Source organism: Acinetobacter sp. B-6, from assembly GCF_056930735.1.
On sequence record NZ_JBXPBY010000022.1, the window covers coordinates 39,793 to 66,772 of the forward strand.

Below are 26,980 nucleotides of genomic sequence, written 5' to 3' on the forward strand. Positions count from 1 at the left end.
AGGTGTGTTTTTTAGGCGATTCTAGGCGCGAAATACGAAATTTAGTCATTCTAAATAAGTAGTTCGGAACGAAGAAGCGGCAAAAAACACGCTAGTCCCCGCTACGCCTTGCGCTGCAAACAAAGCAGTGCTTTGTTCTTGCTCAGGGTTGTGGCTAAAATTATCTCAGGCTACGTTATGAAACTTGAAAATAGTCTCGCTATTCTCTTTGTTTCATGCCTTGCCTGTTCAATTTTAACCTACAACGCAAGCCATTTATGAAATGTCTACAGACTCTAATAAAACCGAACGAAAAACAAATCAAAGTCGACTTCTTGCACAGTCACTTACATACTTTTGTAGGGAGTCCCTTGGATTGTGATGGAATCACGTTATATTCAAGATAACAAGAACTGGAGAGTGACAAATGGTTCAACAAATTGATGCTCCACTGCGTGAAGATGTACGCTTACTCGGAAATCTTTTAGGTGAAACCTTAAAAGAACATGCAGGACAAGATTTGTTTAATCAAATTGAACAGATTCGCGCTTTAGGCAAAGGCGCCCGTGATGGTCAAATTGAAGCAGAAAAACAACTTGAACAATTATTTTTAAATTTAAAAGATGATGAAATTCTGCCTCTGACCCGTGCATTCTCACACTTTCTAAATTTTGCCAATATCGCAGAACAATATCATGTGGTGCGTAGTCGTCGCCAAAGTGAATGTGATGAACATGCCCCATCACCCAATGTTCTCGATCATTTATTTAGCAAGTTTAAAGATCAGCAAATTTCGGCTGAAACGCTTTATCAGCAAATCTGTGAATTGAAAATCGAATTGGTACTCACCGCACATCCAACTGAGGTCAGTCGTCGTACTTTAATTCAAAAATATGATGGGATTAATCACTGTCTTTCAACATTTGATCAGCAAAAACTCACGCCTAAACAACGTGCTGAGGTGTTGACTGATTTAAAACAACTAATTTGTTCAGCATGGCAAACGGATGAGATTCGTCAACATCGTCCTACGCCGATTGATGAAGCAAAGTGGGGCTTCACCACCATTGAGCAAACGCTGTGGAATGCAGTACCCAAATTTATCCGTGAGTTGGATGACCTTGTTCAAGGCAACTGTGCTCAAGCCTTACCTTTGGACATTTCACCAATTCGCTTTGCATCGTGGATGGGAGGCGACCGTGATGGAAACCCGAATGTCACACATAATATTACACAAGAAGTTTTATGGTTATCTCGCTGGAAAGCCGCTGATTTATATCTTCGTGATATAGAAGATTTGCGTTGGGAGCTTTCAATTGAGGCGTATTCCAATGAATTACATCAAGCTTTAGGCTATAGCCATCCAGAGCCATATCGTGAATATTTACGTGCAACACGTGAGCGCTTGAAAGCTACCCGTCAGTGGTTGGCAGATAAATTACGTGGACAGCACTCGGACGTTGACCGCAGTTTAATCATTCGTCATAAAGATGAATTATTACAGCCACTATTGCTTTGCTATCGTTCGCTCATGGCATGTAATTTGCCAGAAATTGCCAATGGGAAATTGCTCGACTTTATCTATCGTGTCAATTGTTTTGGAATTGAATTATTAAAGCTGGACATTCGTCAAGAATCAGGTCGTCACCGTCAAGCCATCTCCGCAATTACCGAATATCTTGGTTTGGGTAATTTTGAGACATGGACTGAACAAGCCCGCCAAAACTTCTTATTGCAAGAATTACAAAGTAAGCGTCCATTATTACCAAAACACTTAAACGAGCCTGCCAATAGCCTGATTGCACATCCTGATGTTCAAGAAGTCTTTGCTACGATGCGTACATTGGCAGAGCAGCCTAAAGAAAGTTTAGGTGCTTATATCATTTCGATGGCTGAATATCCGAGTGATGTATTGGCGGTACTGTTACTTCAAAAAGAAGCGGGAATTGAACATCCCTTACGTGTAGTGCCATTATTTGAAACCTTGAAGGATTTAGATGGTGCTGCAAGTACCATGACAACCTTATTCAATATGCATTGGTATAAACAGCATATTCAAGGCAAACATGAGGTGATGATTGGTTACTCTGACTCTGCCAAAGATGCAGGCTTTATGTCGGCAAATTGGGCTCAGTATCGTGCCCAAGAAGAGTTAACTGCGATTGCAAAACAACACGGCGTACAATTGACCTTGTTCCATGGTCGTGGCGGCTCCATCAGTCGTGGTGGTGCGCCTACTCAACAGGCACTATTTTCTCAACCACCTGGCTCAATTTCTGGTGCAATCCGAGTAACTGAACAAGGTGAAATGATTCGCTTTAAATTTGGTTTGGAAGAAATCGCCTTACAAAATTTAGAAATTTATGCTGCTGCGACATTAGAGGCAACCTTATTACCGCCACCTGTACCCAAACAAGCATGGCGAGATTTGATGCACAACATGACCGACTTGTCTGTTCAAGTGTATCGTCAGACCGTGCGTGAAAATCCTCATTTTGTAAAATATTTACGTACCGTTACCCCAGAACTTGAGTTACAAATGTTGCCGCTTGGCTCACGCCCTGCGAAGCGTAAAGTCAGTGGAGGAATTGAATCCTTACGTGCTATTCCTTGGGTTTTCGCTTGGACACAAATTCGTTTGATGCTTCCTGCTTGGTTGGGTACAGGGGCAGCCATCAATCAAGTGATTGATCAAGGTCAGAAAGCTGTTTTGGATGAAATGCTGTCTGAATGGCCTTATTTCCAAACCTTAATTGATATGCTGGAAATGGTGCTGTCTAAAGCAGACTCAAATATTGCCCTGTATTACGAATCTCATTTAACAGATGATGAAGATTTAAAAGTGCTCGGTGCTGAATTACGTCAACGTCTCCATGATGCTGTTCAAACACTTTTAGCCATGAAAGGCGAGTCAGCACTTCTCAGTTCCAATGAAGTGCTTGATCAAGCAATGAAAGTACGTAAACCATATCTGTTGCCTTTACACTTATTGCAAGCTGAGCTCATGAAACGTCGTCGTGCTTATTTGGCTGAATTTCAAGCTGAACATACCCCTGTAGATCATGCACTCATGGTGAGTATTGCTGGAATTGCGGCAGGTTTACGAAACACAGGTTAATTTACTGAACATCTCATCGCTTGTTACATCCCGCTTAGGAGAATGACATTTGTCATTCTCCTAAGTTTTATAAAAATGCCAACTGATTCAAATATTTTAAGTGACCAATCACTTTTTTTAATCAATCAAAAAGCATCTAATTTTTTATTTTTTTTAATATTAAATTTTTTTAATACTTTGATTTTACGCAGTAACATCGCTTAATTATTTGACCAAATGGTACAAAACAATCTTTTTCCCTAATAAATGCAATCGTTTAGTTTGACTAAAATGATTAAAACTCTCGAAAAGAAAGCGTATGATGTGTCCAATTTGTCTTTCGAGTGCTCAATTTATGTCCAACTGGTTTCCCAAATGGCGTCCGTATTCTGGCAGCATTGATGCAAGACCTGTCGGTACCAATGAGTATTTACCTCCTGCACAAAGCATTGTTTTAGGGATTCAACATGCTTTTGCAATGTTTGGTGCAACTGTACTTGCACCTTTCTTAATGGGCTTTGACCCAAACCTGGCTATTTTGATGTCAGGAATCTGTACGATCCTATTTTTTATTGTAACGGGTGGTCGTGTCCCAAGTTACTTGGGTTCAAGCTTCGCCTTTATTGGTGTCGTCATCGCTGCAACAGGTTATGCTGCTTCTGGCACGGGTACACCAAATTTAAATATTGCTCATGCAGCAGGCGGTATTATGGCGTGTGGCGTGTTGTATGCAATCTTTGGTTTGATTGTGATGGCAACAGGGACCAAATGGATAGAAAAGCTGATGCCTCCTGTTGTTACAGGTGCTGTGGTCATGATTATCGGTTTAAACCTTGCACCAGTCACAGTAAAAGGGGTTGCAGGCAATGACTTTAATATGTGGATGGCGTTGGTGACTGTACTTTGTATGGGCTCAATTGCTGTATTCACAAAAGGTTTATTACAACGTTTACTGCTATTGGTTGGTTTATTGTTGGCTTATTTGATCTATTTCATTGTTGCCAATGTGATGGGGAATGGTACACCAATCAATTTTACCCCAATTCAACAAGCAGCTTGGTTTGGTACTCCCACATTCCACTCGCCTGTTTTTGATATCAATGCCATGTTGATCATTGCACCGATCGCTTTAATTCTTGTTGCAGAGAACTTAGGTCATATCAAAGCTGTTAGTGCCATGACTGGAGAAAATTTAGACCCTCAAATTGGTAAAGCGTTTGTTGCTGATGGTATTGCAACCACACTTTCAGGTGGTGTGGGTGCTCCGGGCATGACCACTTACGGCGAAAATATTGGTGTGATGGCGGTCACCCGTGTTTATTCGACCATTATTTTTGTCATTGCGGGTGTTTTTGCCATTTTCTTAGGCTTTTCACCAAAGTTTGGGGCAATTATCCATACTATCCCAACTGCGATTTTAACCGGTGCTTCGATTGTGGTGTTTGGTTTAATCACTATTGCAGGTGCAAAAATCTGGATTGAAAATAAAGTCGACTTTTCTAAAAATAAAAATCTGATGGTGGCTGCTGTGACCATTATTTTAGGTACAGGTGACTTTGCCCTTCAATTTGGTGATTTCAATCTCGGTGGTATTGGTACTGCAACCTTTGCGGCACTGATTCTCAACTGGTTCTTTAGTTTAAACGATAAATCAGAATAATTAATTGAAGATATTTAAAGCAGTCGAAAGGCTGCTTTTTTTATTTCTATTTTATATGACGACAGACCCAAAAATAAATTTCTTGCACTTGATCCAAACAATCACGACTGAGTACATCAGGATTTTCCAGTTCTTTTAACAGATATTCAAACATTGGCTTTTGTTCTGGATATTTCTGGAGAGCTTGCAGTACAGTATTTTCTAAATTTACAGGCCATTGTTCGATCTCAAGCCATGTCAGTGGCAATAAGCGAATGATTCTTTTCAATACAGATTTTTTTAAATTGACGCTGTCTTGTAAGTCGAGCCGCGTAGTCGCCAACATCTCGAAATAATGTTGTATCTCTTGATCATATCCCTGATTGATCGCGAGAATCACACTTCGATCAATTTCAACATTTTCAAACTGTCTGGATAAATTCTCTCCATAAAGAGGATGGCAAAAGAATTTGATCCATGCTCCCCAACTTTTTCGATTGTTTTCGTTTAAAACATCTTGTAATACGCCAATATCAACATCAACTTTAGAAAAAAAGCTGGTTAAAGCCATAATATCCGACTTAATCTGCGAAATTTTTCGTTCTACATCATCGACTGGCTGAACAAAGACCACACATAAATCGAGATCAGACTGTCCAATAACAGCTGTGCCCTTTACCACACTTCCATAGACATACACACTATGCAGTTCAGTCGGAAATTCGGTGCAAAAGACGTTTATCACTTGCATTAAAACAGGTTCAAATTCAGATTGAATCATGAGAGATGTCGATATAACGGAGTGATTGAATAGAAAATCATAAGATCTGATTTATATCAAACGGCTTAGCATTAAAAAAGCCGTACTGTTTTTTTATATCCTGTACGGCTTGGTTTTGCTAAAAAAATCTAATTTTTTTATCTATTGCTATGTCTATGTCAACTCATCATTTTTAAGCTTGCTCTCGCTCCAACCATGCTTTTAAACAAGGTGAAAAAAACAAATTGCCTTGATAAATACCTTGTAAGGTTTTGACCATAACCATTAGCCAAAGCATCATGAGAATTGCAGCAAATGCTAAACCTGTATCGACAATAAAATTAACCTGTAACTGATGCCCTACATTCAATATCGCTAAAGTAAAGACGCCCAATGGAAAGGTTAATCCCCACCAACCTAAGTTAAAAGGTAATTCTGTCGCAGCGTGCTTCAATGTGGTTAAAACAGCTATTGCAAACCACCACACACCAAAACCCAGTAACATAAAACTTGCGACAATACCTGCATTTTGAAAGAACACACCGAGGCTTTCTAAGTGGATCAAAGTCAAAACTTGAGGTGCTTGAGCACCTAAAACCAAGAGTGCCAATGCGCCAGTACCAATTGGTCCTAAAGCCAACCAACCTGTGATTGCCAATTCTTTGGTTGGTAATTTATGTAATGCCAGACGCAACATCAAAATCGTCAGGATCCCAAACGCTGGCAATACAGACATCCCCCACAGCATATAACTGGCGAATAAAATACCGATAGCCTGCTGACTTGCTTCCATATGCGCTAACAACAAACCACCTGAGGTTGCTGCAACCTCACAGGCGACAATCGGCAACAACCACATTGCAGTCATTGTGTGCAATTGATGCTCTTGTTTATGGAACATACAAAATGGTACAAGAATCCCAATCCCTACCGCCAAAATGACATCAACAAACCATAACAGTTGTGCGATTTGGATTGCAGCATCACCGTATATTGCAATACCATATTTTAAAAAGCCATTTAAAATCGTTGCCAAACCCATTGGAATTGCACCTAAAAAAAGTGCCATCGCAGGATGGGAAAAGATCTGCTTCGCTTCTTGAGGATAAATCAGCCAGCGCAGAACATAGAGCGTCATAAATGTGATAAATACCAGTATGTTAAATTGCCACAGCAGGGTTGCCAATTGCCACAAAAAATCTTGAGCAAATGGAAATTCAGGTAAAATGAGTGCCACAACGCCTGTCCCCATAGTCATGGTGAACCAATTTGGCGTAAACTGTCGGATCACATCTCGTGTTTGTTCGAGTTGGTAAAATGGCTTTTTCATCGCTTCATCCTCATTTCAGCAGATAAATTGATTATAAAAGCACTTATTAATAAATAAAATTGATTTATTTTAATAAAATGAATCAATTTAACTGATATAAAAAATTATTCTCAATATTTTTTTTCTGGATAAAAACACAACAACAAGACGAAACTGTGAGATTATGGCAATATATAGTCCTTTCAAATTTTAAGCTTATTTTGAAACCATGCAGCTGTTACGTCTAAATGCCTTAGCACCAAATTTCCAATTGCCCCAAACCGCAGTGACGATTGGCAATTTTGATGGTGTCCATTTGGGACATCAAGCCATGGTTTCGCAACTGAAAGACGTTGCAAAAACACACAACTTAAAAACCTTGGTGATGATCTTTGAGCCTCAACCTTTAGAGTTTTTCAAAGGTTATGAAGCGCCCTCTCGCATCTCTTCACTGAGAGAAAAAGTTGAATATCTCACTGAGTTGGGTGTCGACTATATTGCGATTGCCAAATTTGATAATCAATTTCGCAGTTTAAGTGCCGAAAACTTCGCTGATTTATTAAAAAACAAACTCAATGCTCAAAGCTTGATCTTGGGTGACGACTTTCATTTTGGTAAAGACCGTCAAGGAAATAGCGAATTTTTAAAACAATACGGTTTTGATGTCACGAATTTAAAAACGATTGAGTTTAATGGTGAACGCGTGAGTTCAACTCGTATTCGCCAAGTGCTTCATGCAGGTGATCTCTCACTTGCTGCAAAATTATTAGGTCGTCCCTATAGCATGATTGGTCGTGTGCAATACGGTGATCAAATTGGTCGCACCTTAAACTTCCCGACCATTAATGTCCGTGTTGGGCGTCATAGACCTTGTTTAAGTGGTATCTATGGCGTAGAAGTGATTTGTGAAACGACCTCTTTAACAGAAAAGGTTAAAGCGGAATCCCCAGATAAAAAAGGCATCCTTGGCTATCACACCGATGCTTTATATGGTGCAGGTCATGTAGGCACACGCCCTGCAATTAAGCAAGAGCACCCAGAATGGCGATTAGAAGTACATTTTCCTGATGTTTCTGCTAATCTGTATGGTCTGTTGATGCGAGTCACTTTCCTCGACTATTTACATGGTGAATTAAATTACCCATCTCTTGAAGCGCTTCAGGCGGGGATTGATGATGATGTCGAACGATTGCTTGAGTTTCGTAAAAACACCCCCAAATTTCCTTTTTAAACTTAATTTTTTATTGTAAAACGCGTCAGCAATGGTGCTGATAATATTGGATGACAACTTGCATGAGCGATAAGCAAACTTCTGAAAATGCAGTGGATTATAAAGCCACGCTAAACCTACCAGGTACTGAATTTGCAATGAAAGCAAATCTCGCAGTACGTGAAGCAAAATGGTTAGAAGAGTGGTATGCCGACAACATTTATCAGCAGATTCGTGCTTCGCGTATTGGTAAGAAAAAATATATTTTGCATGATGGTCCTCCGTATGCAAATGGTTCATTGCATTTAGGTCATGTGGTCAATAAAGTCTTAAAAGATATTATTGTAAAAAGCCGTACTTTAGATGGTATGGATGCACCCTATGTTCCGGGCTGGGACTGTCATGGTTTGCCAATCGAATTAAAAGTTGAAGAAAAAGTCGGCAAAGTGGGCGTAAAAGTTGATGCTTCAACTTTCCGTAAAGCTTGTCGTGAATACGCTTATACCCAAGTCGAATTACAGAAAAAAGACTTCATCCGAATGGGTGTGTTTGGTGACTGGGATAATCCATACCTCACCATGAATTTTAAGCAAGAAGCCGACATTGTCCGTGCCTTGGGTGAAATCGCCAAAGCAGGTCATATTGAACCGGGTTTAAAACCAGTGAACTGGTGTATGGATTGCGGTTCTTCACTGGCTGAAGCAGAAGTTGAATACGAAGATAAAAAATCGGATGCAATTGATGTCGGCTTTGGTGTGGTCAGCCTGACTGACTTATCTGAAAAAATTGGACTGACTGTTACTCATCCAACCGATATCGTGATCTGGACCACAACACCTTGGACATTGCCTGCCAACCAGGCGGTGGCACTGCATGCTGAAATCGACTATCAATTGGTTGAAGTACAATCTGAACGTGGTACTCAAAACCTCATCTTAGCCAAAGATTTGGTTGAGTCTGCATGTGAACGTTACAAGCTTGAAAATCCAAAAGTATTGGCTGATTTTGTTGGTGCAAAACTTGAGAATTTACAACTACAACATCCATTGATTACTGATCGCCAAGTGCCTGTCATCTTAGGCGAGCATGTTATTGCGACCAGTGGTACTGGTGCTGTACATACAGCGCCTGGACATGGTGTAGACGACTATAAAGTAGGTCTAAGCTATAACTTAAAAGTAGAAAACCCTGTAGGTGGAAATGGTGTCTACTTACCAACCTCACCGCTTTTTGCTGGTGAACACATCTATAAGGCAAATCCAAAAATCATCGAGACTTTATCAAGTATCGGTAAATTATGGGCGCATCTGCCAATTAAGCACAGCTATCCACATTGCTGGCGTCATAAAACACCGATTATCTTCCGTGCAACGCCACAATGGTTTATCAGCATGGATGCAAATGGTCTACGTCAAGATGCTTTAAATGCCATCGAAAATGACATCGGTTTTGTTCCTGATTGGGGTAAAAACCGGATCAAATCTATGATCGAAGGTCGCCCAGACTGGTGTATTTCTCGTCAGCGTACTTGGGGTGTGCCAATCCCATTCTTTGTACACAAAGATACCAACGAACTACACCCTCGTACTCCTGAATTAATTGAAGAAGTTGCAAAACTGATTGAAAAAGAAGGGATTGATGGTTGGTATAACCGTGAAGCCAAAGAATTTATCGGTGATGATGCTGAACAGTACAATGCAGTCCGTGATACTTTGGATGTCTGGTTCGACTCAGGCACAACCCATTATGCTGTGTTGCGTGAACGTGCAGAACTTGAAGACCCAGCAGATTTATACCTTGAAGGCTCAGATCAACATCGTGGTTGGTTCCAGTCTTCATTGTTAACGTCGATTGCAATTCATAAACGTGCGCCATATAAAGCCTTGTTGACCCATGGTTTCACCGTAGACGAAAAAGGTCGTAAATTATCAAAATCATTGGGTAACTTTATCCCACTTGAAGATATTATCAAGCAGTTAGGTGCAGATGGTTTACGTCTATATGTTGCTTCAAGTGACTATCGTTATGAAATTGCGGCAAGTAATGAAATCTTTAGTCGTGTAAGTGATAGTTACCGTCGTATTCGTAATACTTTGCGTTTCTTGTTGGCAAACTTAAATGGTTTTAAACCATCAACAGATGCCTTGCCAGTAGATCAATTGATTGCACTTGATCAATACATCTTACAACGCGCAGCTGATGTACAGAAAACCATTCAACAAGCTTATGAAGATATGAATTTCCATGTCGTGAGCAATGCTTTAACGAGTTTCTGTATCAATGACTTGGGTGGTTTCTACTTAGACATCATCAAAGACCGTCAATACACCACCAAGGCAGATTCAGCAGCTCGCCATTCAGCACAAACTGCGTTATATCATTTGGTTCAAGCCTTTGTTCGCTGGATGAGCCCTATCTTGAGCTTTACTGCACAAGAAGCTTGGCCGTTGATTCCAGAACAAACTGAAAAATATGTATTTACTGCAAATTGGTATGATATTCCAGTTGCATCCAACAGCAACTTGATCTCTGAAGCGGATTGGCAGACCTTAATTGAAGTTAAATCTGCGGTCAATAAACAGATTGAAGCTGCGCGTAATGTGAAACTGATTGGTAGTAACCTGTCAGCTAAGGTTGAACTTTGGGCAAATACGGATCTACAAAAAGTATTGAACCAATTGGGCGATGAACTTCGTTTTGTCTTAATTACCTCGCAAGCCATTGTTTATGACTATGCTGAACAAGGTGAAGCAACGGATATTGAAGGCTTACGTGTTAAGGTTTCGGCGGCTGAAGGTGAGAAATGTGCACGTTGCTGGCATGTACTTCCAGATGTAAATACACATCTTGAACATCCAGGTCTATGTTCTCGTTGTATTATCAACCTTCCTACAGGTCAAGGCGAAGAGAGAAAATATGCCTAATCCGCAAAATAAAAAGGGCTTATTCCAGTTTTATCCTCATAATTTGATGTGGCTTGGACTGTCTGTCCTTGCCATTATCATTGACCAATGGACAAAAAACATTGCAAGTACACATTTGACTTATGCTCAACCTGTCCCTGTACTGCCTTTTTTGAACTGGACATTACTGCATAATTACGGCGCAGCATTTAGCTTCTTGTCCGATGCAGGTGGATGGCAACATTATTTATTTACCGGACTGGCGGGTATCGTCTCTATCGTCTTTATTTTTTGGCTGATGCGTATGCCAAAAACAACGCTGATTTTACCTGCTGCAATCGCATTGATTCTTGGTGGTGCATTAGGCAATTTGATTGATCGTATGACACTGGGTTATGTGGTTGATTTTATTCATTTGCATTATCAAGGAAGTAGTTTTCCTGCATTCAATATTGCAGACAGTGCGATTACCCTCGGTACCATTTTATTGTTAATTGATACCTTCTTTTTAGAAAAGCATCGTATTCAACGTGCGGAAGCGCAAAATGACTGAACAAATTATTAATCCCAATGACGAAACACGCATTGCGGATGGATCAAAAGTAGAACTGCACTTTTCTGTTGCGATTGAAAGTGGTGTTGAAATTGATAATACCCGTAGCCGTGAAGAACCTGTCAGTTTAGTTATAGGTGATGGCAGCTTATTACCGGGGTTTGAAAAAGCCTTATTTGGTCTGCGTGCTGGTGACCGTCGTACTGTCAGCTTACCTCCTGAAGATGCTTTCGGTCCGTGGAATCCTGAAAACGTACAAAAGTTTGATACGGTAAAATTCGAACAGCGTCCTGTAGAAGGGCATATGATTGAGTTTGAAGATAAAGCCAAACAAAGTTTATTTGGCGTGGTTAAAACTGTAGGTGAGGACATCACCGAAGTCGATTTTAACCATCCACTTGCAGGTAAAAATATTACCTTTGAAGTTGAAATCTTCAAAGTTACCCCTGCGGGTCAGCAAGGTGTGAAAATCATGTAAGCCTTTGCTGATAGCAATATTAAAGCTCCATCTGGAGCTTTTTTATTTTGAGTAATCAAGCGCTAATTTGAAAATAGCCATTAAATCACTCATTCTAAAGGCTTATTAAATTTTTTATGATTATGAATATTTAATAAATCAATTTTTTCTTTATGCGATAGTTGATCAAGTTTAAAAATATCTTCTTTTTTAATTTTTCCAACATTTTTTAACTCCTCAAATTTTTTAGTCCTCAGAAAATTAAGTGACTCACTTGTTATATTTGTTATTTTATAACTTGTAGTTTCAGGGTTAAAAAACTCTAAATTTTGAGTATGATTATCTTCTAAATTTGAATATTTTATATTTCCCTCTGTTTTGCTATTTGCTATCAAAAATCCATCCTTTAAAATGGTTTTAATATTTACGATATTATTATTAAAAAAATAATGAACTTCATAATCTGCCTTTCGCGCAAATACATTATCTTCTAACATATCATTGAATGAAGTTTTCTTTAACTGACTTTCCCCTTGTATTTCATAACTTAAAATATATTTAGACTTAAAATTAGTAAGCACCTTACCTTGATCTATCACTGTTATTGTTTTCTCATAAGCATACCATTCAGATGGTCCATCAGCTTTAAGAACTGATAAATTTACTCGCAAATCTTTTAAATCATTATCTTCGTCCATTTTAAAGAATAATTGTATTTCATTTGTTTCTTGAAAACCCTTCATAATTTTATAGCTACCAAAAAAGATAAGAAGTAATACCGCAACAATAATAATTAATTTCTTCATTTAATCTAATTACTCATTTTTAGCATTTTCTATCCATTTATTTACCATAGACAATTCAGCATTGTTTATATTATTTCTTGGCTGTCTATGGTCATTAAATATAGACTGATAATTTGTAGCAACAGGCATACCATTTTTATAAAAATTCATCGGTAATGCACTAGTACCCTCCTTTAGCATCGCGTCCCAACCTTGTTTCGGTAAACAAGCAACCATGTATATAGGATTATCATCATAGTATAAGGACATACCTAATGTTGCTATTTTTTTTGAAATTTTTCGCTTATCAGGAAGAAATGATGGATAAGAAGAAAGACTTTGACCAGCAACCAGAACATTTATACAATTTAAATTTGTGGAAATTTTTTTTGCAAAATTATTTTTTCCTTTCTTTTCATATGCGCTGTTACACCCAAAGAAATTAAGTCTTGTATCTTTTCCCCAATAATAATTAAATTTTGCCCATTCACTGTGAATAAGTTGATTTCTCTTTTGAGTACCAAGCAATGACGTTCGACTTACTGGTAATAAAATCTCAAGAGGGTCAAAACTCCATGCATCATAAATTATCGGTCCATTCAATCCAGCATGTGAAAAAAAGCTAACCTCCTTCATTTCAACTTTACCTTGTCCGCCATATTTTTTTATCCAAAAACCAATTATGACTTGAATTTGAGAAAAGTGGGTAATATTTGGACAATGAACCATGTGAATATCTGGATCAAACATAGGATCAGTTTTAATAATAACTAATCTTGTTTGAACGGCTTCTTTAAAGATTCTTCTTGCAATTTCATCACTAGATTCATCGGCATAAAATAAGAGAAATAATTGTTTTTTCCTTGTGATTTTAATGTGTTCAATATTGTTTTCTTTTGTTGAAGTTCTTGCTGTTGAAATTTTTTTTGCTGGAATTTCCATTCTATTCTAGCTCCAAATGTATTTGGAGGTTTTCTTCCTCACTTGAAAAAAACGTAGATGAATAACCATCGTTATCTGTTATTCCTTTTATTTCTGATCCATTTGGATAAATTACGGTATAAGGCTTATTTTTATATGGAATACCATTATCATCTGTAAACAAATATCGTAAATTGTACGCTGTACCTTTTGGTAAAAAAGGAAGTTTTGTTTCTACTTTAGCTCCATCTTTGAATAAATGTTGTCCAGCTTTCACCTCAAACTTTGCAGGTGTAATAATTGTAATACCATTTTTATTGATAATAATTTGAGAACCACCAGCCATAGTTTTTCCTATTTTTTATAGATTCAGCTTAATTTTGATTGTTTCAATATTTATAAAAGAGAATGTTTTTAATCATTACTATTCCTTCAGATAGTAACACGATTTCTACATCACAATCCTATATTTTTTAAAAAAATTAAATACTTAGTTTAATAATCATTTGAATTATTCAGTTTTTGAAGTTGAAATCTTCAAAGTACCCCTGCGGGTCAGCAAGGTGTGAAAATCATGTAAGCCTTTGCTAATAGCAATAAAAAAGCTCCATCTGGAGCTTTTTTATTGATACCCATACTGCGTTTTAAAAGCTCACGACAAAGCAAAATCCACAGCAGCTTGTGTATGGATCGATGTTGTATCAAATAGTGGAACAGAAAACGGAGTGTCTCCAATTAGCATACAAATTTCTGTACACCCCAAAATAATTCCTTCTGCACCCTCTAATATGAGTTGCTCAACAATTTGGATATATTTCTGACGAGATTGTTCATTGATCACGCCTAAGCACAATTCATCATAAATAATATCGTGAACAATCTTTCGATGCGCTTGGTGAGGTATGAGTACATTGATGCCTTGCTGTTCCAACCGCTGCTTATAGAAATCTTGTTCCATGGTAAATCGAGTACCTAACAAACCGACTTTGCGAATGTTCTGATTTAAAATTTCTTTCGCTGTCGCATCCGCAATGTGAATGAAAGGAATAGAAATCGAGTGCTCAATATAGGACGCAACTTTATGCATGGTATTGGTACACAGTAAAATGCCCTCTGCCCCTGCTTGCTCCAACTGAACGGCCTTCTCTTTTAAATATATTCCTGCATCGTCCCATAAGCCTTGGCGCTGTAATATTTCGATTTCAGCAAAATCCATACTGATTAAAACGACTTTCGCAGAGTGTAATTTTCCTAATTTTTGTTGCACGCTTTTATTCAACTGTTGGTAGTATAAATCTGTAGACTCCCAACTCATTCCACCCAATAAACCAATCGTTTTCACTGTTTTTGCTCTCTAAGATTTTTTTATCTATTCTAAGATCTGTTGATATTTCATCAATGGATTGCGTTTTGGGCGAGGACAGAGCAAATAAAATAATGATCAATATGATTCAATGAGGTCTTAAAGCACCTGTATTCACCATGACATCATTTAAAATATCTCGTCACTCTCATCCAATACCATCGTGATCACGCTATCATTGTTTCAATTGAAATCTCGCCTGATTGATTCCAGAAACAATCACTACGATAGCGTATATTTGTATGATGATTCAGCTATACTTTCATCTTATTTCAGCCTTTCATGATTCGCATGCGCCTAGACTTCTTCGATTTGCAACTTTTTATCAATATCGTGGACACAGGAAGCCTAACCAAAGGTGCTGAACGCTCGTCTATTTCATTGCAAGCAGCAAGTGAACGCATTAAAAAACTTGAACAACACTATACAACTCGCCTTTTTACTCGCCATGCCTCAGGTGTCAAACTGACTATTGCAGGACAAACTTTTGCAGAGCAAGCTTTAAGGTTGATCCAACAAGCTAAACAGCTTGAACAAGCCATGTCACCCTATACACAGGGGCTCAGTAACCATATGACCTTATGGTGTAATTCGTCTGCGCAAAGTGAATATTTACCGCTACTGTTACCTCAATATTTAGTTGAAAATCCACAGATCCAGATTGATTTAAGAGAAGCAGAGAGTAATGAAATTATCCAGACGATTGAAAAAGGTAATGCGAAATTGGGCTTAATTTCCAGCTTTTTTAATCACCATCAGTTGCAAACACTTGAATTTTCAGATGATCCATTGGTGCTGATTTGTCCAGCCAATCATGAGCTTGGGCAACAGCAGCAATTAAAATTAATCGATGCGATGCATTATCCATTCGTAGGTCTAATGCAATATCATTCACTACAACAATCTATTGAAAATCAAGCAAAATTACTCAATTGTGCCATTCAGTATCGATTAAGATTACCAAATTTTGCCGCAATTGCTCAGGTAGTTGCCAACGGCGTCGGGATTGCAATTATGCCAAAGCGTGCTGCAATCCGGTTAAACCAGCATTATCCATTTCATCAAATCGAATTGGTGGGCGAATGGGCAAAGCGCCAATTGCAATTGGCTGCACAAAATTTTGATGAACTTCCTACAGCCTACCAACATTTTGTGCAATTTTTAATTTCACAAAAAACTAAACTGATTTTGGATGAGATGCCTCAGCCTTAAATTGAACGAGTGCATGTTGAGCTCGGCAGCTCAAAAAATCATTGGAAAAGACACTTACAGCACGCCAAATTGATGTAACACGGAATACAATCCAAAAATCACCAAACCACAAAAGAAAACTTTACGGAATTTTTGCTCTGGAATTCGATGACGAATTTTTGTCCCCACCCACATGCCAAGTAATGATGGAATCAACGCAATCAGTGATAATTTATAGTCAATCGGGGTATCTTCAACAGGATTCTGATGTAAAAAAACGGCAAGGCATATTGTTGAAACAGTAAAAGCTAAACCTAAAGACTGTACCAAATCATCACGCTTTAGATGCAAAGATTGCAAATAAGGTACAACTGGAATAACTACAACACCTGTTGCAACAGTCAAAGCACCGCCTAAATATCCAATGATTGGAGAAAGCCATTTTTCATGTGGAGCAAGATTTGGCATTCGCTTGGCAAATAAGCCGTAAAGCCCATACAAAGCCAACATTGCGCCTAACAGTGCCTCACTATGAAAGCTGCCATGAGAATGACCTAAGGTCGGGAAAATGCTCCAGATTGAACCAACAATGATTCCCAATAGCAATGGATAAAAACGACACACCAACCGCCACACATTGCCCTCAGCAAATAATTGCCAAAAATTGGTGACCATTGAAGGAATAATCAGCAGTGTCGCAGCTTGGAATGGGCTGATGACTAAACTCAATAAACCCATCGATACCGCAGGTAAACCTAGCCCAATCGTTCCCTTAATCATCCCTGCAATTGCAAACACACCTATGACAAATCCCATCATGTCGCTTTACCTCTCTATGCTGAGGTCATGCTACGCCAATCTGTGAATTTGAAATATCACTGTTTTTAGGATAGAGCCTCAATTAAATATTGAGGCTCTATCCTCACGGATGACTTTTTCTCAGACAAAGAATTTACGATCATTTTACGTTACTGCTCAACCCGAGCTTTCTATACTTTTTCCATCCCATTTTGGATGTATTGACCATGAATATGCCGATTGCCAGTTCTACAAAAATTTTCCCCACAGCATTATTATGTGAGCATCAGGACAACAATGATTTTTATCTCGAAACGCAACGATACTTAGAAAATTACCCAGAAACACGTTTTATTGATATTTGCTTACATGACTTGAATGGGCATATTCGTGGGAAACGTATTGAGGTGAATGCACTTCACTCACTGTACAAAGGTTGTTATTTCCCACTGTCGATTTATGCAATGAATTTAAATGGTCAGGTGGTGGAAGAAAGCGGTTTAGGCAAATATATCGGAGAGCCTGACCGCTTATGTATGCCCGTTTTAGGCAGTTTAAAACCTTGTGCAGATCAGCCCACCCAACATGCTCAACTGTTATTAAGTATGCAGTCGGATGATGGCTCAGACTGTATGTTAGAACCGCGTAATCTACTCAAAAAAATCTTAACTACACTGCACCAAATGCATTACTTTCCTGTCATGGCAGGTGAAATCGAGTTTTATTTATCAAATCAACAACAAGATAATCAAGCCCATCAAACCCAATGTTTCGATGTAGATACACCACATGATTTTCATCGTATTCTTCAACACATTGAGCTTGAAGCAAAGCGCCAAAATATCGAGCTTACCGCAATTGTGGCTGAAAGTGCTTCTGGACAATTTGAACTGAATATTCAGCATAGCCACAATATTTTAAAACTCTGTGATGACATCATGGCAATTAAACGCATGATTCGACAAATTGCTGTAGAGCACCATTTGCAAGCCAGTTTTATGGCAAAACCGAATATGTCCAAAGCAGGCAGTGGTATGCACTTTCATATGAGTCTACTCAACCAATGGCAAGAAAATATTTTTCAATTAGAAGCAGCTAAAAAACCGAACCTGATCATGCATAAAGTCATTGCAGGTTTAATTGATTTGATGCCTGCATCCATGGCGATTTTGGCACCCAATGTCAATTCCTTTCGAAGATTCCAATTTGGGCATCATGTACCGCTACAAGCCAATTGGGGATTGAATAATCGTAATGTTGCCATTCGCATCCCCTGTGCAGATCAAGACAATCAACGGCTTGAATATCGTGTTGCAGGGGCAGATGTCAATCCATATCTTTGTGTCGCAACCCTATTGGTCGGTATACTCCATGGGCTACATACCCCACTCGACTTACCCAAACCTAGCCCACAATTGCAGGGCATCGATACACCACATTTCTTACCAACCCATCAGCTTGAAGCATTGCAGTTGTTCGAAAAAAATGCTGTTTTTAAACAATATTTTGGTACAGAGTTCATGCAGTTGTGGTGTGCATGTAAAAGATTTGAATATCAAACCGTGATCAATAAAATTACCCAAACAGAGCTAGATTGGAGAATTTAATTACACACTCTAAAGAATATTGCCTTGCTTAGATCCATTAATTTTTTTGGATATTGATTCATAAAAAAATCCCTTTTTAAAAAAGGGATTTTTTTCAAATATACTGAAAAGTTAAAATGAATCTAGATTTTCTATGATTATTTACAGACTGATTGAAAGAAAGCCAAATTGATTTCATCATCATCCACCGTGCTAGGATCAGAAGCTTGATCATCTCGGTTAATCAATTCACCATTTTTTAAGTAATCTTCGACTAAACTAATGCTGGTCGTGCGCTCTACACAATGGTCTAAATTATGCGATAAAGTATAGTCACCTTTTTTCATTTCGAGTTCTTCATTATCGGCATCAGCAACAAACTTTGCCCAATAATCGACTGTTTTGCCTTTTTTCACGAGGCGATCCGTATCTAAATAAAAGCTTCCATCTGGATCTTTAATAATTAATTTCCAATTTTCCGCAAGTGCATACTGACTCAACATTGTTGTTATGCAGATTAAAATAATTTTTTTCATACCGTTCTCTAAAGTAAAATAAATGATGAAATATAAAACTTAAAATTCTTGCACAATTATGGGCGAATTTCTTTTAATTCTCGCTGAATAAAATGCTGAATCATTTCCCGATAAAGCATTTCGATCAAATCAGGATTCGTTCCAACATCAATGGCTTTTTGACGTACTTTATTAATCACCTGCTGTACACGTTCTGGTGACTGTACATCTTCCGCTGTACGTTTAAATCGAACCGCTTGATCCACATAATATTGGCGTGCTGCAATTAATTCAATCAATTCTTGGTCCAAGTGATCAATTCGATCACGGACTTGTTCTAAAGATTCACACTTCTCTTTTTTGATCATTGGTTTTTTCTACATCCTGTGCTTCGCTCATGTGTTGAGCTCGTTCTAACGCATTTTCAGTTTTATATTTATGTTCTAACACATTACTAAAAATACTTTCAATCATCCAAACGCGATATAGACTATTAAATACGTAACGCTTTCCTTCAATACGCAATTCTAAAACTGGAAAATCGGGCTGATGCTTTTCAGCGCATTGCTGATCATTCACTTTTAATAAAGCTTCAACATCAATCTCTGTTAAGTTTTCGATTGCTAAGTCTTGCTGGATTTGCTGCAAGTGAGGTTTAAAGGACAAATCACGCCCTTTGGTCCACACAGCTTGCAATATGTCATACATGACATCTACGCGCTGTTCTTCGGGCACACTGTAATATAGCTGTGCCATATTTAAAGTGCTTTCAGCCGTTGGACGACAAAATGGTGTAAATTTCACTTCAGAACGCTTGGAAAGACGTGTTGCCAAACTCCAGTCAAAAGCATCTCGACCGTGATAGCTCAACGGATACAAATTCAATTGAATATTATAATAATTAGCAAGTTCTTCTTTAATATAAGCCAACAATAACCAGCTGATTGGGTCTTCTAAAGCGATATATAAATCGAGTTCTGGATGCATGGACTGGATTTCAGCAAGCTCTTCTGCATCACTCATCAAATGCTCACGCCATTCGATGTGATTGATTAAGAAAATCGGATTACCCGTCAATAATTTTTGTTGTTTTAGACGGCGAGTCAAACGCAATAAATCATCCACCGCATGATACTTTCGCCCACCAAATTCAAAATAGCTTTCTAAAATAGGAGTATGACTAAAAATGCGTTCAGGAAAATTTTGTGGTTTTTGGTGCTGACTCGCCATAACAAACAACGTTCGTAATTTTCCATACTGTTGTTGCCACAGCATATGAAAGACGTCTTCGAGTAAATAAAGAAAGTTCTGACCTGTAAGCGGTGTATTTCTCAGAATGATTTCTGCTTGTTTTAATGCTTCTGGAGAGGGTTGTTCTGGTTTTTCATCATCATAACTAAAACGGTGTTGGTTGGCTAAGATTTTGGCATCTTCTAAACAATAATTGCGCCATTCTTCTACCGTCATCCCATTGGGGGGTTCTGCCGATGTATTGGAAATAATCACCTTCAAGGGTTTTAAATCATCAGCTAAAATATCATCCAATTGCGTTAATTGTTGTACCGCAAGATAACTATACACATCATCTAAACGCAGATAGATACTCAGCCCTTGTTCCGTAGATAACACCTCTTGGCGAACCGGTTTTTGGTAAAACCAACTCGATCGGATTGGATCAAACCAACGGCGTAGCAGTGACATGGGAAGGGCCTCAAAATAAGCACTAAATAAATGAGAGAAAACTGACTGAAACTCGCTCAAGCATACCATTCATTCAATGAAGATGCTGAAAAAATTGATGCTGATCAGTCATAAGCAAATTTATAACAATTCGGTTCTGAATGATCAATATCCCAAAACCTGATAAAATTTAAACCATTAAGTCAATTCAATAAAAAAGCACCCATTTATGGATGCTTCTTACCTTAAACTAATGATCTATTTTATTTTAGCGCCTAGATTTCACGTACTGCGCCTTTTGAAGCGCTGGTGGTATGCATAGCATAAGCTTTCAAGGCTTTTGAAATCTTGCGTGGACGTTGTTCAGCAGGCTGCCAACCTTTCTCGTCCTGAACCTTACGTCTTGCAGCTAAGGTCGCCTCATCAACAGCAAGATTGATGGTACGATTTGGAATATCAATTTCAATCAAATCACCATCTTCAACCAATCCAATCACACCGCCTTCAGCAGCTTCAGGTGATACATGTCCAATTGAAAGACCAGAAGAACCTCCAGAGAAGCGTCCATCTGTCAGTAAAGCACATTCTTTACCTAAGCCTTTTGATTTTAAATAACTGGTCGGATAAAGCATTTCCTGCATACCCGGTCCACCACGTGGTCCTTCATAACGGATAACAACCACATCACCAGCTTTAATTTCATGTCCTAAAATTGAATCTACTGCAGCATCTTGGCTTTCAAATACTCGTGCAGTTCCATTAAATTTTAAAATTGAATCATCAACACCAGCTGTTTTAACAATACAGCCATCTACAGCAATGTTGCCATACAATACTGCCAAGCCACCATCTTTAGAGAAAGCATGTTCAGCATTACGAATCACACCTGTTTCACGATTGCCATCCAAAGTCTGGTAATAACGATTTTGTGAGAATGCAGTTTGAGTTGGAACACCACCTGGCGCTGAGCGGAAGAACTCATATACCACTGGGTCTTCTGTACGAATAATATCCCATTTATCCAATGCATCTTTTAAGGTGTGCTCATGCACAGTGTGTACCGATGTATCTAATAAACCTGCACGATCCAATTCACCGAGAATGGACATGATGCCACCGGCACGATGCACATCTTCCATATGCACATCCTGCTTTGCAGGAGCAACTTTACATAAAACAGGCACTTTACGCGATAAACGATCAATGTCATCCATGGTAAAGTCAACACCTGCTTCACTGGCAGCAGCCAATAAATGCAATACGGTATTGGTTGAACCACCCATCGCAATATCGAGCGTCATGGCATTTTCATAAGATGCTTTGGTTGCGATCGAACGTGGTAATACCGTGTAATCATCTTGTTCATAATGGCGTTTTGCCAATTCAACAACCAATTGACCTGCTTTTTCGAATAGTTTCTTACGGTTAGCATGCGTTGCTAATGTTGAACCATTTCCTGGTAACGACAACCCCAATGCTTCTGTCAAACAGTTCATCGAATTTGCTGTGAACATCCCAGAACATGAACCACATGTTGGACATGCTGAACGCTCGTATTCTTTTACTTCTTCATCTGTAAAATTATCATCGGCTGCAACCACCATCGCATCAACTAAGTCAATTGCACGTTCTGTACCACGGATTTTAACTTTACCCGCTTCCATTGGCCCACCCGACACAAACACCACTGGAATGTTTAAGCGCATCGCTGCCATTAACATTCCTGGGGTAATTTTGTCACAGTTTGAAATACACACCATGGCATCTGCGCAGTGTGCATTGACCATATATTCGACAGAGTCTGCAATCAAATCACGTGAAGGCAATGAATACAGCATGCCATCATGCCCCATCGCAATACCATCATCCACGGCAATGGTATTAAATTCTTTTGCCACACCACCAGCTGCTTGGATTTGTTCCGCAACCAGTTGACCTAAATCTTTAAGGTGGACATGACCAGGCACAAACTGGGTAAATGAGTTGACTACCGCAATAATCGGCTTACCGAAATCTTCATCTTTCATTCCTGTTGCACGCCATAAGCCACGTGCACCAGCCATATTTCTTCCATGTGTCGATGTTTTTGAACGATAGTCAGGCATTTGTATTTCCAACATTGTTTGAGCTTGAAATGAATCAGATTCACTCTGGCTAAATAAAACTGATATAGCAATAAATCAGTCGAAATATGTACACATCATACTATAAGTTAACGTAGAACCAATGACCTTGAGTATGATCTTTTTTTAAACAAGACATGTTTACTTATATTTCAACAGGGTTTAGAGATAAATGAATATTGATATTTAATATAACGCTAACACGCCAGATTAGACACAAAACTTCTATGAATAATTTTTTATTTTTTAATAAATAATATTTATCATTTAACAATAATCACTAAATTTAATTTTATAAAAGGTCTCTATTCATAGAAGCTCAAATATTGATAATCGAAATATCATTACTTTTTTATCAAATGCTTGTGCCAGAAAGGTAAACCCCAAGCCAATCATTAACACAACTGTTTTTTCATCATTTGCGTACTTTATTGTTTTAAATCAATTGGAAATTTTTGCAATCTCATCAGCTTCTTGATTTTTTAATCAACACCTGCTCAAAAAACAAAAAACGATAATGTGGAACACATATCGTTTCTTGCTTTCGTTACCGAAATTTATAGTGGAGCAGTACGACTTACCAAGTGATATTCACACGACGGTTAGGTGCTAGACATTCAACCAGCTGGATCTTTTTATTAATCCCTGTGCACTTTTGGTACACATCTGTTTTATTTTCTGCACTGTACTGAATTTGCTCGCCACGAATGCCTTGTTGTTTCAAGAGTTCAACGACTGTATTCGCTCTTTGGGCAGATAAACGTTGGTTATACTGAAATGATCCTAAACGATCAGTATATCCAGCCACAAAAACAGGGCTATTCGCACCAGATTGTTTAATCTGATCTGCGATTTTACGAATCACTTCAGCGTTCTTTACACCATTTTTATCCGCATGATCAAAATAAAACAAAACACTTGCAGACTGCCCACCAGGGGCTAGAGTCGTTTGCTCCGTCTCAGACTGATTGTTAATCCCCCAAGCCATTAAGCCTTGGCATTGTTCACCTTTCCAATATAGATTGTCTGAACGGTATTGCTTATCAAAATCTATGCGTAATTGGCAACGCTTATATTGGTTTGAGTTAGGCTCACGAATATCCAATACATAATTCCATGTCTTAACCGCAAAAAGACCTTCAGAGAATTGAGGATTTCCCAAAATATGGCGAATCTGATCTTTGGTTAATCCCTTGTCTAAACGTGCGACATCGTCATATTCATAACGGTTCACTTGTTTTAAATAGCTGTCTTTGATTTCAGGAAAATGGATTTCTTGCGTATTTGCACTTTCGACTTCAGCAGCATGGCTCAATGACATCACAAGACCGCTGAATACACCAAACATAATTTTTTTGTTAAATGCTTTCATTTTTTCTCTCTTAAAAAATTTTCGAAGAAAAAGGAAGACCCGAAGATCTTCCCTGTCGAGTGAATTAGTCAATCACACCACTGATACCGATACGCACACTTGCATCGCCTTGAGACGCTGCAGCTACACCGCCTGTAATCGACCAACGACCATTGTCTGCAGTTTTACGTAAAGTCACACCTACCGCATTTTCACCACCGTGGTAAGCTGCGCCTGCTGCATAGGTATATTTACCTGGTACATATGGTGCTGATTCCAGAGCCATCGCAGCGGCAATACCAGCATTGGCTTTTTTCTCTACATCATCAATACGGTTGTTGGTAATACGGAATGCGTTATCCAACTTGTTACTGACATTGTCAATTTTGCTATTCAATGCTTGATCTGCTTGGTTTAATGCATCAATTGCGCCACCAACATTGTTGTATTTCGAGTCACCTACCGTATAACTTGGAGCTGTGAAGCTACCTGTAATGTTGTCATAACCTGCCCCACCACCAAGATAATTGACTACCGCTTGGTTGGTTGTATTCAATTGACTACCATTGACAGCATCTTTAGATGTTGCATTCACTGCACCTTCTTTAACACCTGTTACTACTCGGTTGCCATCTGTGCCAGCGACGTTCACCGTTGTACCGCCAGTATCTTTTGCAACCGTCACTGGTGCATCTTTACCTGCTTGTTGAACCAAACCAACAGTACCGTTGTTAATATCATTTTTGATATTGCTAATATCAGTTGTGTTCTGATCTACTTGTTGTTGAACATTCCACAATTGACCGCCATTCACAGCATCTTTAGAACCTTGCGCAACCGTACCATCTTTCACATTGGTGATCGTTGTACCAGTTGTCCCACCACCAAGTGTGATTTTATCTTTTGATGCATCGTCATATTTAACAGCGTTGTTGGCAAGCTCATTAACATTGTTATTCACATTGTTAATTGCGCTGTCCAATTGTCCTTTGTTGACTGCATCTGTTGCATTTACTGCATTCGCAACATTTTGAATGGTTTTATTACCTGCATTGATGCCTGCCAAAGTAACACTTGGTCCACCACTAATGGTTAATCCAGTGTTGTTCAATACAACTGCGTTATTGCCAATTGTAATACCTGCATTATTCAGAACCGTATCACCCGCTTTGACAGAATCAACTGTCAAGTCTTTTGCTGTTGATACTTCATAGTTGTCTGAACCATCTGCATTTTTGCTCTTGCTGACAACAATATTCTGACCATTAGAAACAGTCGATTTAGATGTTGTTGCCGCAGTATTAATTGCGTTATCAAGCGCAGTTAATGCATCACCAACATTGGTCTGATTACCTTGAGCAACATTATAAGTTGGTCCTGTAATCGTACCGTCTGCATTTACTTTAGCGTTACCACCCAAACTGTTCACCAATGTAGTTTGAGTCGTTACAACTTGGTTACCCACCGCTTTTAACTGTGCAACGTTCACAGCATCTGAATCTACGCTACCCGCAGCAACACCGGTAATTTGACGATAAATACCGCTCGACGCATCACCAACTGCAACAGCACCAGTGCTTGACGTAGTTTTATTGATCGCGGCTTTATCTGCATTTGTTGCTACAGATAAGGCATAGCCTGCCTCACCAGCACCTGTCGTTGCAGCTGAACCGTTACCCAATACTACTGAACCAGCAACAGTTTTGGTGACATTGTTTCCAAGTACGAAAGTGTCATCTGTAAGTACTTGGTTGTTATTACCCACAGAGTAGCTGTTTGCACCATTTACAATAGTTGGATCACCAATCGCACCCGAATGATCACCAGTGACTTTGTTACCTGTACCAATACTGATCGATTGATTGCCTAAAGCTTCTGCACCAGAACCAATTGCAATTGATTGTTTACCATTGACTTTGGTGTTATGACCTAAAGCAACTGAACTATCTGCACCATTCGCAACAATCGCATTTACACCAATTGCTGTAGAGTTTAAACCACCTGCACTTGAGTCATTTGTTGTACCCAAATCACCTTTTGATGTATCGGCATTGGTATGGAAGAATTTAATACCATCAGTATTCATCTTCTGTACCGTTTGACCAATCGTTAGGCGATCTGTGGTTTCTTGACCTTGTTTGTCATACGTTAAGAACAATGAATCTTGGTTCTTATTGTCAGGTTTAGTATTTACAACTTGGTCAATAATATTCACCTTGTTGCCATTACCATCCACGACTTCCGTGATATTACTGGTAATCACTGCTTTCAACTGTTCTTCAGTCGCAGCTCTACCTTTGGTCGCAAAATCACTTGAATTTAGATCTTTATTGCTCAAACCTTGGATCGTGTCATTTGCCTTATCAACAACAACATTACCCACAGTTACTTTGTCAAAGTTAACGTCTTTCGCTGTCGCAACTTCATAGTTTGTTGAGCCATCTGCATTGGTACCCGATGTAACGACAACATTATCCCCAGCACTTATCGTGGTTTTCGCTTTAGTCGCTGAATCTTTAATACTGCTGATTGCACCATCAATCGTGTTTGAACCTGTACCACCAATATTGGTCGTTGTGATTGCACCAGTCGTTACATCTCTGGTAGTTGAACCACCAATTGCATTCTTCACGCTGTTTGCAATATCGTATAATTGGCTACCATTGATGGCATCAGTAGATGTTGAGGTCACAGCACCCGCTTTAACATTTCTGATTATTGTGCCATTTGTACCTGCTAAAGTGACATTGTTATAGTTCA

Annotated in this window: 21 protein-coding genes; 8 read left to right on the forward strand and 13 right to left on the reverse strand. The window is 38.9% G+C overall.

What is annotated here, in order from left to right; all coding sequences use genetic code 11:
• The first annotated feature begins 406 nt into the window (after positions 1 to 406).
• Together ppc and AC1Z3T_RS20115 are read left to right on the forward strand one after the other, a co-directional pair.
• Complete coding sequence (gene ppc / locus AC1Z3T_RS20110; protein ID WP_100886203.1) at positions 407 to 3,097, forward strand: phosphoenolpyruvate carboxylase; 2,691 nt, start codon at positions 407 to 409, stop codon at positions 3,095 to 3,097.
• A gap of 334 nt (positions 3,098 to 3,431) precedes the next feature.
• Positions 3,432 to 4,736: a solute carrier family 23 protein gene (locus AC1Z3T_RS20115; protein WP_004825782.1), complete on the forward strand. Its 1,305-nt coding sequence runs from the start codon at positions 3,432 to 3,434 to the stop codon at positions 4,734 to 4,736.
• 46 nt (positions 4,737 to 4,782) lie between these two features.
• Here AC1Z3T_RS20115 and AC1Z3T_RS20120 read toward each other — a convergent pair whose 3' ends face one another.
• Both AC1Z3T_RS20120 and AC1Z3T_RS20125 read right to left on the reverse strand, forming a co-directional pair.
• Positions 4,783 to 5,496 carry a nucleotidyltransferase domain-containing protein gene (locus AC1Z3T_RS20120; RefSeq protein ID WP_483396919.1) on the reverse strand — a complete coding sequence of 238 codons (714 nt, stop codon included), beginning with the start codon at positions 5,494 to 5,496 and terminating at the stop codon, positions 4,783 to 4,785.
• A gap of 172 nt (positions 5,497 to 5,668) precedes the next feature.
• Positions 5,669 to 6,805: a TDT family transporter gene (locus AC1Z3T_RS20125; protein WP_100886205.1), complete on the reverse strand. Its 1,137-nt coding sequence runs from the start codon at positions 6,803 to 6,805 to the stop codon at positions 5,669 to 5,671.
• A 208-nt stretch (positions 6,806 to 7,013) separates the two neighbouring features.
• Between AC1Z3T_RS20125 and ribF the strand changes: the two genes are divergently transcribed.
• From ribF to AC1Z3T_RS20145, 4 genes are all read left to right on the forward strand, one after another.
• The gene (ribF, locus tag AC1Z3T_RS20130) at positions 7,014 to 8,015 is read left to right on the forward strand and encodes a riboflavin biosynthesis protein RibF (RefSeq protein WP_004825776.1); all 1,002 of its coding nucleotides are present in this window, start codon (positions 7,014 to 7,016) and stop codon (positions 8,013 to 8,015) included.
• Positions 8,016 to 8,077: 62 nt separating this feature from the next.
• On the forward strand, positions 8,078 to 10,918 hold the full coding sequence (gene ileS / locus AC1Z3T_RS20135) for an isoleucine--tRNA ligase (protein WP_100886206.1): 2,841 nt from the start codon (positions 8,078 to 8,080) through the stop codon (positions 10,916 to 10,918).
• Positions 10,911 to 11,450: a signal peptidase II gene (gene lspA, locus AC1Z3T_RS20140; RefSeq protein WP_004825774.1), complete on the forward strand. Its 540-nt coding sequence runs from the start codon at positions 10,911 to 10,913 to the stop codon at positions 11,448 to 11,450. Before ileS ends, lspA begins: the two co-directional genes overlap by 8 nt.
• On the forward strand, positions 11,443 to 11,928 hold the full coding sequence (locus tag AC1Z3T_RS20145; protein ID WP_100886207.1) for an FKBP-type peptidyl-prolyl cis-trans isomerase: 486 nt from the start codon (positions 11,443 to 11,445) through the stop codon (positions 11,926 to 11,928). Before lspA ends, AC1Z3T_RS20145 begins: the two co-directional genes overlap by 8 nt.
• Before the next feature lie 89 nt (positions 11,929 to 12,017).
• Here AC1Z3T_RS20145 and AC1Z3T_RS20150 read toward each other — a convergent pair whose 3' ends face one another.
• The 4 genes from AC1Z3T_RS20150 to AC1Z3T_RS20165 form a co-directional block, all read right to left on the reverse strand.
• Positions 12,018 to 12,713 (reverse strand): hypothetical protein, encoded by a 696-nt coding sequence (locus tag AC1Z3T_RS20150; RefSeq protein ID WP_009585374.1) that lies wholly within the window; start codon positions 12,711 to 12,713, stop codon positions 12,018 to 12,020.
• A 9-nt stretch (positions 12,714 to 12,722) separates the two neighbouring features.
• On the reverse strand, positions 12,723 to 13,634 hold the full coding sequence (locus tag AC1Z3T_RS20155) for a hypothetical protein (RefSeq protein ID WP_100886208.1): 912 nt from the start codon (positions 13,632 to 13,634) through the stop codon (positions 12,723 to 12,725).
• 1 nt (position 13,635) lies between these two features.
• Entirely contained in the window at positions 13,636 to 13,959 is a 324-nt protein-coding gene (locus tag AC1Z3T_RS20160) for a hypothetical protein (protein WP_100886209.1), read from the reverse strand.
• Between the two features lie 306 nt (positions 13,960 to 14,265).
• The gene (locus AC1Z3T_RS20165) at positions 14,266 to 14,955 is read right to left on the reverse strand and encodes an aspartate/glutamate racemase family protein (RefSeq protein WP_483396922.1); all 690 of its coding nucleotides are present in this window, start codon (positions 14,953 to 14,955) and stop codon (positions 14,266 to 14,268) included.
• Positions 14,956 to 15,267: 312 nt separating this feature from the next.
• On the opposite strand from AC1Z3T_RS20165, the gene AC1Z3T_RS20170 reads away from it, so the two are divergent.
• Positions 15,268 to 16,188, forward strand: coding sequence for a LysR family transcriptional regulator (locus tag AC1Z3T_RS20170; protein WP_009585431.1), 921 nt, complete (start codon positions 15,268 to 15,270; stop codon positions 16,186 to 16,188).
• A 54-nt stretch (positions 16,189 to 16,242) separates the two neighbouring features.
• On the opposite strand, the gene AC1Z3T_RS20175 is transcribed toward AC1Z3T_RS20170, so the two are convergent.
• The gene (locus AC1Z3T_RS20175; protein ID WP_004825767.1) at positions 16,243 to 16,986 is read right to left on the reverse strand and encodes a sulfite exporter TauE/SafE family protein; all 744 of its coding nucleotides are present in this window, start codon (positions 16,984 to 16,986) and stop codon (positions 16,243 to 16,245) included.
• A gap of 206 nt (positions 16,987 to 17,192) precedes the next feature.
• On the opposite strand from AC1Z3T_RS20175, the gene AC1Z3T_RS20180 reads away from it, so the two are divergent.
• Positions 17,193 to 18,572: a glutamine synthetase family protein gene (locus AC1Z3T_RS20180; protein WP_100886210.1), complete on the forward strand. Its 1,380-nt coding sequence runs from the start codon at positions 17,193 to 17,195 to the stop codon at positions 18,570 to 18,572.
• A 137-nt stretch (positions 18,573 to 18,709) separates the two neighbouring features.
• Here AC1Z3T_RS20180 and AC1Z3T_RS20185 read toward each other — a convergent pair whose 3' ends face one another.
• From AC1Z3T_RS20185 to AC1Z3T_RS20210, 6 genes are all read right to left on the reverse strand, one after another.
• On the reverse strand, positions 18,710 to 19,087 hold the full coding sequence (locus tag AC1Z3T_RS20185) for a surface-adhesin E family protein (protein WP_005034942.1): 378 nt from the start codon (positions 19,085 to 19,087) through the stop codon (positions 18,710 to 18,712).
• Between the two features lie 56 nt (positions 19,088 to 19,143).
• Positions 19,144 to 19,434: a chorismate mutase gene (locus tag AC1Z3T_RS20190; protein WP_004825764.1), complete on the reverse strand. Its 291-nt coding sequence runs from the start codon at positions 19,432 to 19,434 to the stop codon at positions 19,144 to 19,146.
• Positions 19,412 to 20,767, reverse strand: a complete 1,356-nt coding sequence (locus AC1Z3T_RS20195) for a hypothetical protein (protein WP_042087746.1) — start codon at positions 20,765 to 20,767, stop codon at positions 19,412 to 19,414. The genes AC1Z3T_RS20190 and AC1Z3T_RS20195 overlap by 23 nt, the downstream gene beginning before the upstream one ends.
• 254 nt (positions 20,768 to 21,021) lie before the next feature.
• Positions 21,022 to 22,851: a dihydroxy-acid dehydratase gene (gene ilvD / locus AC1Z3T_RS20200; RefSeq protein ID WP_005034938.1), complete on the reverse strand. Its 1,830-nt coding sequence runs from the start codon at positions 22,849 to 22,851 to the stop codon at positions 21,022 to 21,024.
• Between the two features lie 595 nt (positions 22,852 to 23,446).
• Positions 23,447 to 24,241 carry a trimeric autotransporter adhesin/peptidogylcan-associated protein TpgA gene (gene tpgA, locus AC1Z3T_RS20205; protein ID WP_005034935.1) on the reverse strand — a complete coding sequence of 265 codons (795 nt, stop codon included), beginning with the start codon at positions 24,239 to 24,241 and terminating at the stop codon, positions 23,447 to 23,449.
• 64 nt (positions 24,242 to 24,305) lie between these two features.
• Positions 24,306 to 26,980, reverse strand: a 2,675-nt coding sequence (locus AC1Z3T_RS20210) for a YadA-like family protein (protein ID WP_483396925.1), incomplete at its 5' end; no start/stop codon positions are given.

Coding starts and splice junctions, on each gene's coding strand:
- lspA (WP_004825774.1), top strand. CDS start 10,911: ATGCCTAATCCGCAAAATAAAAAGGGCTTATTCCAGTTTTATCCTCAT.
- AC1Z3T_RS20160 (WP_100886209.1), bottom strand. CDS start 13,959: ATGGCTGGTGGTTCTCAAATTATTATCAATAAAAATGGTATTACAATT.
- AC1Z3T_RS20185 (WP_005034942.1), bottom strand. CDS start 19,087: ATGAAAAAAATTATTTTAATCTGCATAACAACAATGTTGAGTCAGTAT.
- AC1Z3T_RS20145 (WP_100886207.1), top strand. CDS start 11,443: ATGACTGAACAAATTATTAATCCCAATGACGAAACACGCATTGCGGAT.
- ribF (WP_004825776.1), top strand. CDS start 7,014: ATGCAGCTGTTACGTCTAAATGCCTTAGCACCAAATTTCCAATTGCCC.
- AC1Z3T_RS20115 (WP_004825782.1), top strand. CDS start 3,432: ATGTCCAACTGGTTTCCCAAATGGCGTCCGTATTCTGGCAGCATTGAT.
- ilvD (WP_005034938.1), bottom strand. CDS start 22,851: ATGCCTGACTATCGTTCAAAAACATCGACACATGGAAGAAATATGGCT.
- AC1Z3T_RS20175 (WP_004825767.1), bottom strand. CDS start 16,986: ATGATGGGATTTGTCATAGGTGTGTTTGCAATTGCAGGGATGATTAAG.
- AC1Z3T_RS20195 (WP_042087746.1), bottom strand. CDS start 20,767: ATGTCACTGCTACGCCGTTGGTTTGATCCAATCCGATCGAGTTGGTTT.
- AC1Z3T_RS20180 (WP_100886210.1), top strand. CDS start 17,193: ATGAATATGCCGATTGCCAGTTCTACAAAAATTTTCCCCACAGCATTA.
- AC1Z3T_RS20120 (WP_483396919.1), bottom strand. CDS start 5,496: ATGATTCAATCTGAATTTGAACCTGTTTTAATGCAAGTGATAAACGTC.
- AC1Z3T_RS20125 (WP_100886205.1), bottom strand. CDS start 6,805: ATGAAAAAGCCATTTTACCAACTCGAACAAACACGAGATGTGATCCGA.
- AC1Z3T_RS20155 (WP_100886208.1), bottom strand. CDS start 13,634: ATGGAAATTCCAGCAAAAAAAATTTCAACAGCAAGAACTTCAACAAAA.
- AC1Z3T_RS20150 (WP_009585374.1), bottom strand. CDS start 12,713: ATGAAGAAATTAATTATTATTGTTGCGGTATTACTTCTTATCTTTTTT.
- ileS (WP_100886206.1), top strand. CDS start 8,078: ATGAGCGATAAGCAAACTTCTGAAAATGCAGTGGATTATAAAGCCACG.
- AC1Z3T_RS20170 (WP_009585431.1), top strand. CDS start 15,268: ATGCGCCTAGACTTCTTCGATTTGCAACTTTTTATCAATATCGTGGAC.
- ppc (WP_100886203.1), top strand. CDS start 407: ATGGTTCAACAAATTGATGCTCCACTGCGTGAAGATGTACGCTTACTC.
- AC1Z3T_RS20190 (WP_004825764.1), bottom strand. CDS start 19,434: ATGATCAAAAAAGAGAAGTGTGAATCTTTAGAACAAGTCCGTGATCGA.
- tpgA (WP_005034935.1), bottom strand. CDS start 24,241: ATGAAAGCATTTAACAAAAAAATTATGTTTGGTGTATTCAGCGGTCTT.